Genomic DNA, 13524 nt, shown 5'->3' with positions numbered 1-13524 from the left:
CTTCCCCCAACCAACCGAACAGCCTCACCAACCAAAGTCACCAGCTTATCAGCAAAGCCCCTACCCATCGCCATCCAACATGAAGTTTCAACAGAAATGCAAGAAGGCAAATGGCACACAACCATTGACTGCATCCGCACTAACCTCGGCCAAAAACCGTCCCTTCGATAGGAAATACCCTAATGCTTCACAACCCTAAACACGCCTCCCTCACCATAACCCCTCTTGAGGATTTTGGTTCATATTATCCACATCACAAATACTATCTCCTACGCCACTTCCTCCTCCCCCTCCGGGATAACCACCAGTAGTATAAAACCCCTCATTAATCGCCTGTACATGGTGGGTAATATCCCCCCACTCATACCCCATATTATCCAATAATCCTCCCATAATGACAGCGCATCGTCGATACCGCCCCTTCTGCGCCAATACTAAATCCGCTGCATTCTCCGCCCACATACGCCTAACGCCAACCTTCACAAACTTCTTAATCACCCCTTTCCGGTCCTCCCGAAAAGCTCTCTGCAACCGCTCAATCGATGGCGCATAAGGGTCTTCCGCATTCGGGTCTTGATACATCAACCCTACGTCACAAATATTCTCCGCCGTCTCATAACTGCGCAGATTCATCTCGCGCGCATCCTCCTTACCGACCGGCATACCAGGCATCCGACGATTCAATACATTATTCAACGTCTGCGCACACCACCTATACCTTCCTTTCTGTGAGCTCACGAGAATAGCCGCATTCTCCGCAACCGACCTATCAATCCCTCCTTCTACCATTTCATCAATCACACCCTGCCGATTTTCTCGAAATTCGCGCACCATAATCTGAACAGAATCATTCTCCGGGTTATAAGCAGGCTTCGCAGGCGTCTTATCCAAAAAGGCCTTGCTACAAATATGCACCTGCTCAATATCGTAAACAAACCGCCACGACCCAGAATTCGCTAAGCGAATACGCTCCTGCCTATCCTTATCCGGCGGCCCATCATCAGGGAACTCAGGATGCAACGCATCATACCCGCTCAACAGCAAACTCACATGCTGCGCGCACATAGACTCAGGCTTATACTTCGCCCCCCACAAAGCCTGCCGCGCTAACGCCGCACTCAAGCCCATCCGCTGCAACGCATATTGCTGCTGCGCCGCAACCATCTTCAACCCCTCCTCTATAGGCGGTATCCCATCAGCACAAACACCCAAACCAGACACCAAAATAAACGCCGCAAAACTCAAAATACCCGCAACAATGCCCCGCATCACACCCCCCAATAATCACAAAGTCAAAGCCACCCTATCAACAAATAAACCATATTGTCACCTTAACATTCCTCAACCACGTTCTTCCCGGCCGCACCAGCATCATGCTCTCTGTGAGCGATGATAACAACGCCCCCCTCACCAACCATTACCGCTCTGGGACTGCGCTAGACCAAATAAAGGGGGTTGTAAACGCAACACATATCAAATATAATATCCGACCTTACACCCCCATTACGCAAGACGAGACTAACAACCTCCCCAACAGCTACAAGCAGCAAATCTCCCAAACAACAGCCCATCTAGGGGTAGTTGAAATCTGGGGCGGCTCCTACACTGGCACCCCTCCAAATGGGCAAGAAAAATCAATACCCATCATCTCCGCCCAAAATGGTATGGTTGGCTACCCCAAATATAACGAGGCCGGAACAACCATCACAACACTCCTCCGCCCAGACATCGCCTTCTGGCAACCATTCACCCTAGATAGCAAATACGCTCCCGCAAACTGGCTCCCTCCACAAAGCCAACCGAACAGCCTCACCAACCAAAGTCACCAGCTTATCAGCAAAGCCCCTTGGGATGGCCTATGGCTCCCCATTGCCATCCAACATGAAGTCTCAACAGAAATAGCGGAAGGCAAATGGCACACAACCATAGATTGCATCCGCACCAATCTCGGCCAAAAACCACCTCACAACGGAGCAACCTAACCCCTTGCTCTACCATCCCTCTCGCGGGTCATGATTCATATTATCCACATCACAAACCCCATCGCCAACCGTACTCCCTACGTAATAAAACCCCTTATTTATCGCATCTACATGATGGGTAATATCCCCCCACTCATACCCCATATTATCCAACAACCCCCCTACAATAACCGCGCAACGCCAATAACGCCCCTTCTGGGAAAGAACTAAATCTGCCGCATCCTCAGCATGATCCCATCGGACGCCCACTTTCTTCAACCTCTTAATCGTCCCCTTCCGGTCCTCCCGAAAAGCCTTCAATAACCGCTCAATCGATGGCGCATAAGGGTCTTCCGCATTCGGGTCTTGATACATCCGCCCAATGTCACAATCTGTTTCCGCTGTTTCAAAACTCCGAGCATTCAACTCCCGGGCAATATCCGTATCCAGCCCCATCAACGGTTGATGAGCGTGCAATAAAAGGTCTACTGTCACAGCACAGGCTTCAAACCTTCCTTTTTGAGTCGTTAAAAGAACAGCTGCACTCTCCGCAACACCTTTTTCTACACCAGCGTCAATCATTGCCTTAATCGTCCCTTGACGATCGGTTAGAAAGTCCCTTGCAACCACCTCTGCATGATTACGAACTACAGGCTTCGCAGGCGTCTTATCCAAAAAGGCCTTACTACAAATATGCACTTGCTCAATATCGTAAACAAACCGCCATGACCCAGAATTCGCTAAGCGAATACGCTCCTGCCTATCCTTATCCGGCGGCCCATCATCAGGGAACTCAGGATGCAACGCATCATACCCGCTCAACAGCAAACTCACATGCTGCGCGCACATAGACTCAGGCTTATACTTCGCCCCCCACAAAGCCTGCCGCGCTAACGACGCACTCAAGCCCATCCGCTGCAACGCATATTGCTGCTGCGCCGCAACCATCTTCAACCCCTCCTCTATAGGCGGTATCCCATCAGCACAAACACCCAAACCAGGCATCAAAACAAACGCCACAAAACTCAAAATCCCCGCAACAAATCCCCGCATCACAACCCCCAACCGTAACATGTCTTCACCCCCCTACAACGAAATTATGCTACAACATCAAAAAGGCATGAAGAAACGGACCCACACTCGACATGACCGATGCGCTAATTCCACACCTTACGGGGCAGCACATATATAATGTATTTAAGGCTGACTTTTTGAGAATTCTTTTAGTATAGATTTTGCTTGAGCAAACCCTTGCTCCGCTGCTTTTTGGAACCATCCAATAGCTTTCGTATAATCCCTTGGAACTCCTCGGCCAATAGCATAGAAAAGTCCTAACCTATACTGAGCTGAGGCAGACCCTTGGTCAGCAGCTTTTTGATACCACTCCGCTGCTTTCTTATAATCCTGCGGAACTCCTTCGCCGTTATCATAAAAAAATCCTAACTTATACTGAGCGTCAGCCACCCCTTGCTCTGCTGCTTTCTGGTACCATTCAATGGCTTTCTTATAATCCTGCGGAACTCCTTTGCCGTTTTCGTAAGAAAATCCTAAATTATACTGACCGTCAGCCAACCCTTGTTCCGCTGCCTTTTGGAAACACTCAGCAGCTTTCTCGTAATTCCGTGGCACGCCTTGGCCGATAGCATAGGAAAATCCTAAATTAGATTGAGCAAGAGCAAACCCTTGGTCAGCTGCCTTTTGGAGCCACTCAACAGCTTTCTTATAATCCTGCGGAACTCCTCGGCCATCAGAATAAAGGATCCCTAAATTATACTGAGCGTCAGTATACCCTTGGTCAGCTGCCTTTTGGAGCCACTCAACAGCTTTCTTATAATTCTGCGGAACTCCTTGGCCATCATGATAAAGGACCCCTAACTTAAACTGAGCCTTAACATCTCCTTGCTCCGCTGCTTTTTGCAACCATTCAAATGCTTTCTTATAATCCTGCGGAACCCCTTGACCAATATCGTAGGCAACTCCTAGATTAAACTGAGCAAGAGCAAACCCTTGCTCCGCTGCTTTCTGGTACCACTCAACAGCTTTCTTATAATTCTGCGGAACTCCTTCGCCGTTATAATAAAGAATCCCCAAACTAAACTGAGCCTTAGCATCTCCTCGCTCTGCTGCCTTTTGCAACCATTCATCCGCTTTCTCATGATTCTGCGGAACTCCTTGGCCATGATAATAGGAAAATCCTAAATTATACTGAGCTGGAGCATACCCTTGCTCTGCTGCTTTCTGATACCACTCAACAGCTTTTTTATAATCCTGCGGAACTCCTTGGCCATGATAATAGGAAAATCCTAAATTATACTGAGCTGGAGCATACCCTTGCTCTGCTGCTTTCTGATACCACTCAACAGCTTTTTTATAATCCTGCGGAACCCCTTCACCGTTTTCGTAAGAAACTCCCAAATTATACTGAGCCTTAGCATCTCCTTGCTCCGCTGCTTTTTGGTACCGTTCAAATACTTTCTCATAATCTTGCGGTATTCCTCGGCCTCTTTCATAGGAACCCTCCGAATTATACTGCACATTATCTTTTTTAACTTTAGGATATCCATATGCTTTTAGGGGTAAGAAACTTGAGAGAATAAATAAACCAATTACGCTCTTTCTCATATTAAACTCCATATAAATCCATTATTGATATTATAATTATACTGAATCACTGGAATAGAGAAGGGATTATTAAGAAGCAATCCCCTCACCAAACCCCGAATTGTATAGCAACATTGGGTAACTTTATTCGCAGTCCCTCATAATAAGGATGACACTGCAAAGGAGCCTCTAAACTGAATAAAATCTAGCTTTTATGCCCATTGCACGCATACGCCTAGCTACGGGGCAACAGTCTCCATCAATCGAGTTGCAAATGCTTCACCTGCCTTAATATCGGACGCCCAGTGCATCCCACAAATCACGCGACTTTCTGCAAATTGATGGGCTTTTGCTAGGAAGGCAGCTCGATGTTCGGGGTATAATTTCGATAAAGCCAATGCTAGCGCGTAGGCACGTACCGTGTGGCCCGAGGGATAGGACCAACTTGTGAGAAAGCGTTGAATATCAATAACGCAACTTTGCCCGCCATAATCTATAAAGGGGCGGCGGCGTTGCCAAATATATTTCTCTCCGCCCATAGCGCGGCGTGCCATAGCCTGCACGACTCTCAATCGCTGCATGAGGGCTTCTTTCTCCACCGGGGAGAGATGCAGTTGTTCAACCTCTACAAAAGCTTGAACAGTCCCTTCATCATTCAGTTTTGCATCCTCAACGGCTTGTTGCCATCGTGCCGATCCTATCAACTGTCGCGTTGTTAGATATATCTGCTTATCCAGCTCAGCATCTCGCGAGCCCAAAGCAGGTGGTGGCGGGAGACGTGACCTCGTAAAGGATGGCCTATGATGCCCTGCTACAAAGCCAGCATAGCCAGCAAGCCCTGCAAGAATCACCATGACAAAAGGAGTGAACCTCACCTTCTACGCCCCTTTATGGAGAGGGTTCCCTCACCTTCTAAGCGAGAGAACCCTATAAAAGATGCCTTAAGCTTTGACTTTATGAGCAAGCTTGCTTGCATAAGCCGCCGCCGCCCCATAAAGGCCCGGCTGAGGATGCGTAATAATCTTTACAGGCATTTCGCTCATCATAGTTTCAAAACGCCCTTTCGCTAAGAAACGCTCTGCAAAACCAGAATGAGGCAGAATATTCGCTAATCTTTGCCCAAGGCCCCCAGCAACCACAACACCATGCGCACCATGAGCAAGAGCTAAGTCCCCAGCCACAGCCCCCAAACTAAGGAAGAAACGCTCTAACGCAGCCGCAGCGAGATTATCCGTCCCTTCCATCGCTGTTGTCCACAAGGCACGATTATCCTTGATAGTGACAGGGCGGTCCTGCAATTCCGCGATGACTTCATAAAGATTTGTCAGCCCCGGACCAGAGACGATTCGCTCCACAGAGACACGGCGGAAACGTGCCCGCAAGGCGCAGAGAATATGATCATCAATGGCATCAAGCGGAGAGAAATCCATATGCCCGCCTTCTGTCTCAATCACATGATACCCCTGCTCTCTCCGCAGAAGAAGTGCAACACCGAGGCCTGTGCCGGGGCCTAAAATCGTAATCGTTCCCGTATTCGGCAGGTCTGTGTTGGGGCCACAGAGATGATTCATATATTCCGGGCCGACTTGAGCAACAGCATGTCCAATCGCACCAAAATCATTGACCAACACAAAATCATCTAAATGCAACCGTGCTCCTAATTGAGCTGGCTGGATAATCCATGGATTGTTAGTCATTTTGAGGATGTCGCCGTTAATAGGGCAAGCCACAGCAATACCGGCCTCCCGTGGGGCGGAACGACCCAAAGACCGCTCAAAAGCCTCCCATGCCAATGCAAGCGAAGCATGCTCGGCACATTTTAGCGTTGTAGCCTCACCTAGAGAGACAACTTTGCCCTCTTTAACTTGCGCAATGGCAAAACGTGCGTGGGTGCCACCAATATCAACGGCAACAATTTCTTTCATGGACTCGTCCTTCATTTCACCTAAAGGCATATACCCCCCTTTTCCCACGCTACGCTGAGAGCTGCAAGTTTGATCAAAAATCACTATCCCTCTGGGTGTTGCATCACATCCAGACGCCGCAAAATCCGATGCGCAATCGGGCGTGGAAGAAGCATCTCCAACAGGCGCGTCAACTGGAACACCCATGGGAATACGAGAACAGCCCGCCCCGCATTAATGCTGCGTGCAATTTTACGTGCGGCTTTATCGACAGGCACAAGGAAGGCTTGCTCACCATCGAGACGCTGGCTCATAGGGGTATCAATAAAGCCGGGAGCAATCAGGCAAACGCGCACGTTGTAAGGGTCCATCGCGGCACGCAGAGCCGTGCTAAACCGCCCAATCCCTGCCTTAGATCCACTATACACGGTTGCTAAGGGGAGGTCATGGAACGAAGCGACAGACCCCATCAATGCGATGCGCCCACGCCGCCGCTCTGCCATACGATTTGCCATCTCTGTAGCCATAGCCACTGGTGTGGCAAAATTGACCATGGACATCCGCAAAGCTGTCTCCGCAGATTCAGCAAGGGCATTATGTGGGCGAATATCGGCCATCCCAGCTGAGAGAATCAAAATATCGACCGGACATTCATCATCTGCCTTAATTAAAGCCGCTAGAGCTTTGTCTGCCTGCGTTAAATCGATACAAAGCGTCTCTACCGCGGCCCCTTTTTTACGAGCGATGGACGCCGTATTTTCAAGACGCTCCTCATTGCGTCCCCACAATGTCAGCAACACGCCGGGACGTGCGTAATAGGCTGCTAGAGCTGCCCCAATACCGCTGGAAGCCCCCGTAATAAGAATGTGATGTCGCACTGTCATTGTCTCTTTTTCTGGTCTGGACATAGTGGCCCTTTCATTTTTTACCCTCTAGCGGGAAAGGTCATGTACGCGTATAGCCATTGCTATGCAATGTGAAGCGTCAAACCCTCAATCTGGTGAGATCGATGTTCGTCCCGTCGTAACACGGGGAGATTTGCGTCGTTTTATCACACTTCCGCGTCATATCTACAAAGGAATGACAGGCTTTGTCTCCCCTTTGGATATGGAGCAGAGGCATTTACTAAACCCTAAGGAATCTCCTGTTTTCCGGCATGCTGAGATTCAATACTTCCTTGCATGGCGTGATGGCAAGCCAGTTGGGCGAATCGCTGCTATTGTTGATCTCAAAGCCATTGAACATTGGCAGGAAGTGATCGGCCAATTTGGCGCGTTAGATGCTTTGCCAGAATCCCCCATTGTTTCCGCCCTTCTACAGAAGGTAGAGGAATGGCTACAAAAACGGCAGATTTCCAAGGTCCGCGGCCCTGTGACCCTTAGTGGAAATGCGGAGACTGGCACCATGGTGGATGGGCAATGCTCTGCCCCTATGATTGCGATTCCTTGGCATCCGAAAGGCTTGGATGAGTTTATTCGCCAAGCTGGCTATAAAAAGACGCAAGACCTCCTAAGCTATCGTTTAGAGCTAGGTGATAATACGGAGGAACGTTTTAAAGTCCCCGGTAATTTGAAGCTCGGCGAAGGGCGGTTAAGCAGCATCACAACGCGGAATCTCTCCAAAAAAGAAATCACCACCCAAGGGGAAGTGCTGCGGAAGCTCTATAATGATGCGTGGTCACATAAATATAATTTTGTGCCCATGCAGGATTATGAGATGACGGCCATGATTGAGCAAATCAAGCCGTTACTCCGCCCCGAGCATTATGTGCAGATTGACCAGAATGGTGAGCCTGTTGCCATGGCTATGGTATTGCCGAATCTTTACGATATTGCAGGGGATTTAGGCGGGGCCCCTAGCCCGCTGGGATGGGTGCGCCTCGGTTATCGCTTAGCGACACATAAGTTTCATTCCGCCCGCGTGATTCTCCTTGGTGTTACGAGCAAATTGCGCGGGACCATGCTTGGCTCACTCCTGCCATCCCTCGCGATTGTTGAGCTGATGCGCCGGGGGCATAATTTGCCTTATACATGGGTCGAACTCGGCTGGGTTTTGGAAAGTGATACAGGTATGAGAAATCTTGCCGAATCGCTCGTCCCTCACCCGCATAAACGGCATCGTTTATATGAAAAAGAACTACCTCCCGCATAAGGCGCAGTGTTTCTCTCAGAAATGCTGCCACCCGGAGCGAGAAAAACGGAGCGGCTTACCTTCCTCATCCAACATTGTAACCCCTGCTCCCTTTCTCACCTCCCCAATCCGCGTAATGGGAACAGACTGTGCAGCGCACTGCGCTTGTAGGGCTGCTTCTTTTGCGGCAGGGCATGTAACGAGCAGCTCATAATCATCGCCCCCTAGCAAAATACGCTCTTTATGCTGTGCAAGATGCTTCTGAACAGCCGGGGTAAGGGGCAATCTCTCCTCATATAGCGTGATGGAGACGCCTGATTCTTCAGCGATATGACCACAATCTTGGATGAGCCCGTCTGAAATATCCATGGCGGCACTCACAATCCCATAAAGGGATAAGCCAATGCGCGGCGTTGGTACGCGATAGGCTTGGGTTAAAGAGCCATCTTCATCCTCTAACGCTCCCAGCCGCGCCTGCAACCCAAGAGTTGCACGCCCTAAACTCCCCGTTACCCAAACACCATCGCCCGGCTGACTTCTATCCCGGCGGAGGGCTTCACCCTTACGGACACTCCCCAAAATCGTAACACCGAGCACCAACGGGGATGGGCTGCCAGTCGTATCCCCTCCTAACAGATGAAACTCAAAGGTTTTTTGGTCCTCAGCGAGTCCTTTTGCAAAATCAGTAAACCATGCCTCATCATAATGCCGATGAGGCGGAACGCTTATGTTCAACATATAACCACGAGGACGACTACCCATAGCAGCGAGGTCGGAAAGATTGCAGCGTAAGAGCTTCTGCGCGATGGTTTTAGCAGGGTCATCAGGGAGGAAATGCAGTCCTTCGACCATCGTATCGCTAGAGAGAACAAGCTCCTCCCCCGCGGGAAGGTCCATCACGGCACCATCATTACGCAGCTCCATAGCACCAGCTCCCGCTAAGGGACGGAAATGCCGTGCTATGAAATCAAACTCACCCATAGATTTTACCTTTGTGTCGCGCTGTTGCCTTCAGCTTTCTGACGCGCGAACTTATCCAAAATGCCATTGACCATCTTCGGCTCATCCCCGTTAAAGAAGCCATGAGCAACATCAAGATATTCATTAATAGCAATTTGAACGGGCAAATCGGCCATCAATTCACCGAGAGCAGCGCGTAAAAGGGCACGAAGCACCGGGTCCAGCCGTCCCATAGGCCAGCTCTCGGGTAATAATTGCACCAAAGCTGCATCGATAGCGTCTTGCTTTGCTACAGCTTGGAGAACAATCTCATCTAACAAAGTAAGGTCGGCATCAGGAATATAACCATCCTCAAAACTACCGGCGGAGTTATTCCGGCGATGGCGTGAGAACTCTGCGAGGACAGATTCCGCATTCATGCCAGTTTGTTCACATTGATACAGAGCTTGCGTTGCCGCCATGCGGGCAATCGTGCGGCTGCGTTTACGAGGAGGAGCGGAAGGCGCGTTAGTCATGAGGTTTCCTGCGAGGGATTAGAAGGCATATTCATATCAGTAAGAATCTTCGAGAACGCCTCAATCTCCCGAAAATCTTTATACACGCTTGCAAAGCGGACATAAGCCACGCCATCAAGGCTACGGAGAGCTTCCATTGCTAACTCGCCAATGCGCCGCGATGGTATATCTTGCTCGCCAGAAGCCTCTAGCTGCCGCACTAACTTATTAAGCAAATGCTCTTGTTGAACATCATCAACAGGGCGTTTGCGCAACGCAATACGAATAGAGCGCGCAAGCTTATCGCGATCAAACGGGATGCGGCGGCCATCAGCCTTGATGACGGTAAGCTCGCGCAGTTGCACACGCTCAATCGTTGTAAAGCGTTGGGCACATGCACAGCAAACACGCCGCCGCCGAATAGCCGCGCCATCCTCTGTGGAGCGACTATCCTTCACCTGTGTTTCTTGATGTCCACAAAAAGGGCAATGCATGGCATATTCCACAAACAATAACGGTAAGGCCACGCTTGATTGCTTGACCCAACATGCCACGCAGTCTATCGGAAATAAGCGCATTGAGGAATATGAAAGGGTCTTTTTCTGCGCTCTTGAGGCGTTTCGTAACGTCATTCCGCGAGAATGAGAGAGGATATAATTATGCAATATAGTGCCTTTTCAGCAGCTGCGTTACTTTTAGCGTTTCAGAGCAGCATAGCAATGGCCGCTAATACACCTACAGCACCGAGTGTTAAGGACATTACCGTTAGCGATACGGCTTTACATACACGCTATAAAGAGGCCCCTTTTGCTTTTGGGACCTTCACTCTTACCAATCACAGCACAACCGATTTATTATTGCGCGGTATTTCTTCCCCTAGCTGCAATAGCGTAACCTCTAACCGGAATAGCCAAGTTGCCATTCAATCACCTAACGATATGGATGATATGTTCCAACATATGGCCATCCCGCGTGAGAGTACGCTTGTTTTTCCCACCAGTGAGTATCATCTTATTTGCCACGGGCTGAAAGTCCCTTATCAACCGGGGAATGCGCTCTCTTTTACATTTCACTTCCAAAATGTAGGGGATGTAACTGCCTCCTTTACAATGCAACCGATTGTTGAGGAGAGAAATGTCGGCCCGTAATGGCTGCTCGCACCAGCCTTATTATGCGTTCAAAATAGCCAAAACAGCATCGCCGTAGCGATCAACCTTACGTTGGCCAACCCCCTTCACCTCTCCTAGAGCGGGCTTATCCATTGGGTGAGCGCGGATAATTTCGCGCAGGGTAATATCGCGGAAGATAAGGTAGGGCGGAATCTCTTGCTGGTAAGCCTCTTCACGCCGCCACATTTTTAACGCGAGGAATAAACGGTGTTCTTCTTCAGAGAGTTCCTCTGCTGGGTTCGGTCTTGATGTGACGTTTTTAAGGGCATGCAAAGAGTTATCTTCCCGCAACTGCACAGCAACATCCCCGCGTAAAATCGGACGGGCCGCATCGCGCCGTAACCCAAAGCCGCCATGTTCTCCCACCATGCCAATAGCACCACGGGCGATAAGCTGGCGTATGACCATGCGCCACCATATATCGCTTTTATCCTTCCCAATGCCAAAGACAGAAAGATGTTGGAGGGCATGACGCTCTACCGCCTCAGTCATCTTGCCTTTCAAAACAGCGATGAGCTGGACAATGCCAAATCGCTCCCCAGTCCGATAAATTGTAGAGAGTACTTTTTGCGCGGCCTCTGTCGCATCAAAGGTAGAGGGAGGGTTGAGGCAATTATCACAATGCCCACAAGGCTCATTTAGGCTTTCACCAAAACAGGCTAAGACAGCCTGTGTGCGGCATCCAGTGGTTTCGGTTAAGGAGATCATGCTCTCCAACCGCCCTTGCATAGCCTTTTTCTCACTCTCAGGGGCTTGTGATTCATCTAGCCAATAACGCGCCCGTGCCACCCCTTCACCACTATAAAGCAATAACGTATGGGAGGCTTCCCCATCTCGCCCAGCACGACCAATCTGTTGGTAATAGCCCTCTGGGGAAGTTGGCATCTCTAAATGGATAACGGTGCGCACATCGGGTCGGTCAATCCCCATACCAAAAGCAATAGTCGCCGCAATTACCATCGGCTCGCCAGAGCGAAAACGCAATAACACAGCCCGTTTATCCGCAGGGGAGATGCCTGCATGAAAGGCAAAAGCCGTATAGCCTTTCTCTCGGAGTTGCCGCGCCATAAGCTCTGTTTTCTTACGACTACCGCAATAAATAATAGCCGCCCCCTGCCCCATATGGCGGCTCAAAGCGGTTAATACCTGCTGCATCTCAGCGATTTTGGGTTGCGCTTGAAGGAACAGATTCTCCCTATGAAAACTCCCCATAAAAATATGCGCATCGGGCATATCTAAAGCCGTTAAAATATCGCGGCGTGTCCGTGGGTCCGCTGTTGCTGTCAAAGCAATGCGAGGGACATGGGGAAAACGCTGTTTAAGATGGGCAAGCTCACGATATTCTGGGCGGAAATCATGCCCCCATGCTGAAACGCAATGCGCCTCGTCAATCGCAATGAGAGATAAACGGCAGCGTTTGAGGAGGTTCAAACTATACGGGGTTAAAAGACGCTCTGGGGAGATATAAAGGAGGTCCAACTGGTCACACGTTAAATCTTCTTGGACTGTAAGTTGGTCTTGATACTCCATCTCAGAATGGAGAGCCGCTGCCCGCACGCCAAGCTGCCGCAAACCTGCAACTTGATCCTCCATCAACGCGATGAGCGGGGAGATAATCAGCCCTACCCCCTCTCGGCACAAAGCAGGGACTTGATAACACAGGCTTTTACCACCCCCAGTCGGCATGAGGACTAAAGCATCCTCATCATTCATAACCGTGCGAACGGCCTCCTCTTGCAATCCTCGGAAGGAGGCAAAACCAAAAACCCGGTGCAGTACGGTCTCCGGCGTCTCGCCAATATAACGGGGGAAGCTATCAATCGGGTTTCCAAACCCTGAAGCCTCCCCTCCCACTACATTTTGAGCCTTAGTAGAAATCAATTCTTACCAAGGTGAATCGTCACACGCCGAAAAGCCACACGAGAATCCTCAAGGCTGGACGGTGTAAAAGGTACTTTATGGATGTCTGTTGGGTTAACGCCATCAGCCTGTAAAAGGGCGATAACCTTATCAGCACGCGCCTCAGCGAGCTTCTTCAACACATCATCATCACCCATTTTCCCAGCAGAGCCAGAAACGGTAAATTGAGAGATGTGCCGTTTGCGAGCATCTTTCACCGCATTCGCGATAATAGCTACACCCGTTGCACTCGGCTTGACGGATTCTGTGTCAAAAAAGACGACATAGTCATTCCGCGGGGGATGAGACGCGCAGCCAGCTAGCACAGTAACGGCCAAGAGCGAGGCCGTCCCCATAGGAGCCAACTGACGTATAAAAGCAGAAATCTTCCTCATGGGAGCGTCCT

14 protein-coding genes are annotated in these 13524 nt (G+C 49.9%); 3 read left to right on the top strand and 11 right to left on the bottom strand.

Going from position 1 to position 13524, the window contains the following annotated elements; genetic code table 11:
• Positions 1 to 210: 210 nt before the first annotated feature.
• Entirely contained in the window at positions 211 to 1269 is a 1059-nt protein-coding gene (locus tag GM557_RS04810) for a hypothetical protein (RefSeq protein ID WP_155573181.1), read from the bottom strand.
• 104 nt (positions 1270 to 1373) lie between these two features.
• On the opposite strand from GM557_RS04810, the gene GM557_RS04805 reads away from it, so the two are divergent.
• Complete coding sequence (locus GM557_RS04805) at positions 1374 to 1982, top strand: hypothetical protein (protein WP_155573180.1); 609 nt, start codon at positions 1374 to 1376, stop codon at positions 1980 to 1982.
• Positions 1983 to 1991: 9 nt separating this feature from the next.
• On the opposite strand, the gene GM557_RS04800 is transcribed toward GM557_RS04805, so the two are convergent.
• The 5 genes from GM557_RS04800 to GM557_RS04780 all read right to left on the bottom strand — a co-directional run bounded on the left by GM557_RS04800 (position 1992) and on the right by GM557_RS04780 (position 7374).
• On the bottom strand, positions 1992 to 3014 hold the full coding sequence (locus tag GM557_RS04800) for a hypothetical protein (protein WP_155573179.1): 1023 nt from the start codon (positions 3012 to 3014) through the stop codon (positions 1992 to 1994).
• A 144-nt stretch (positions 3015 to 3158) separates the two neighbouring features.
• Positions 3159 to 4595: an SEL1-like repeat protein gene (locus GM557_RS04795; protein WP_155573178.1), complete on the bottom strand. Its 1437-nt coding sequence runs from the start codon at positions 4593 to 4595 to the stop codon at positions 3159 to 3161.
• Between the two features lie 206 nt (positions 4596 to 4801).
• On the bottom strand, positions 4802 to 5437 hold the full coding sequence (locus GM557_RS09035; RefSeq protein ID WP_155573177.1) for a phosphatase PAP2 family protein: 636 nt from the start codon (positions 5435 to 5437) through the stop codon (positions 4802 to 4804).
• 66 nt (positions 5438 to 5503) lie between these two features.
• Positions 5504 to 6487: a glucokinase gene (locus tag GM557_RS04785; protein WP_155573176.1), complete on the bottom strand. Its 984-nt coding sequence runs from the start codon at positions 6485 to 6487 to the stop codon at positions 5504 to 5506.
• A gap of 83 nt (positions 6488 to 6570) precedes the next feature.
• On the bottom strand, positions 6571 to 7374 hold the full coding sequence (locus tag GM557_RS04780; protein WP_155573175.1) for an SDR family oxidoreductase: 804 nt from the start codon (positions 7372 to 7374) through the stop codon (positions 6571 to 6573).
• Between the two features lie 61 nt (positions 7375 to 7435).
• Between GM557_RS04780 and GM557_RS04775 the strand changes: the two genes are divergently transcribed.
• Positions 7436 to 8617, top strand: coding sequence for a hypothetical protein (locus tag GM557_RS04775; protein WP_155573174.1), 1182 nt, complete (start codon positions 7436 to 7438; stop codon positions 8615 to 8617).
• A 15-nt stretch (positions 8618 to 8632) separates the two neighbouring features.
• On the opposite strand, the gene thiL is transcribed toward GM557_RS04775, so the two are convergent.
• From thiL to nrdR, 3 genes are read right to left on the bottom strand one after another with little or no spacing between them, the layout of a single operon-like run.
• Entirely contained in the window at positions 8633 to 9577 is a 945-nt protein-coding gene (gene thiL, locus GM557_RS04770; RefSeq protein ID WP_155573173.1) for a thiamine-phosphate kinase, read from the bottom strand.
• Between the two features lie 5 nt (positions 9578 to 9582).
• Entirely contained in the window at positions 9583 to 10071 is a 489-nt protein-coding gene (gene nusB / locus GM557_RS04765) for a transcription antitermination factor NusB (RefSeq protein ID WP_155573172.1), read from the bottom strand.
• Entirely contained in the window at positions 10068 to 10544 is a 477-nt protein-coding gene (gene nrdR / locus GM557_RS04760) for a transcriptional regulator NrdR (protein ID WP_155573521.1), read from the bottom strand. The genes nusB and nrdR overlap by 4 nt, the downstream gene beginning before the upstream one ends.
• Positions 10545 to 10709: 165 nt before the next feature.
• Between nrdR and GM557_RS04755 the strand changes: the two genes are divergently transcribed.
• Positions 10710 to 11198, top strand: coding sequence for a copper chaperone PCu(A)C (locus GM557_RS04755; RefSeq protein WP_196424593.1), 489 nt, complete (start codon positions 10710 to 10712; stop codon positions 11196 to 11198).
• Positions 11199 to 11219: 21 nt separating this feature from the next.
• On the opposite strand, the gene recQ is transcribed toward GM557_RS04755, so the two are convergent.
• Together recQ and GM557_RS04745 are read right to left on the bottom strand one after the other, a co-directional pair.
• Entirely contained in the window at positions 11220 to 13040 is a 1821-nt protein-coding gene (gene recQ, locus GM557_RS04750) for a DNA helicase RecQ (protein ID WP_370513445.1), read from the bottom strand.
• 56 nt (positions 13041 to 13096) lie between these two features.
• Positions 13097 to 13513: an OmpA family protein gene (locus tag GM557_RS04745; protein ID WP_155573169.1), complete on the bottom strand. Its 417-nt coding sequence runs from the start codon at positions 13511 to 13513 to the stop codon at positions 13097 to 13099.
• Positions 13514 to 13524 lie beyond the last annotated feature (11 nt).

This window comes from Bombella sp. ESL0385 (genome assembly GCF_009725755.1).
GTDB lineage: Bacteria > Pseudomonadota > Alphaproteobacteria > Acetobacterales > Acetobacteraceae > Bombella > Bombella pollinis.
Note: the sequence above shows the minus strand (reverse complement) of the source record. Positions and strands in the feature narration are given on the sequence as shown.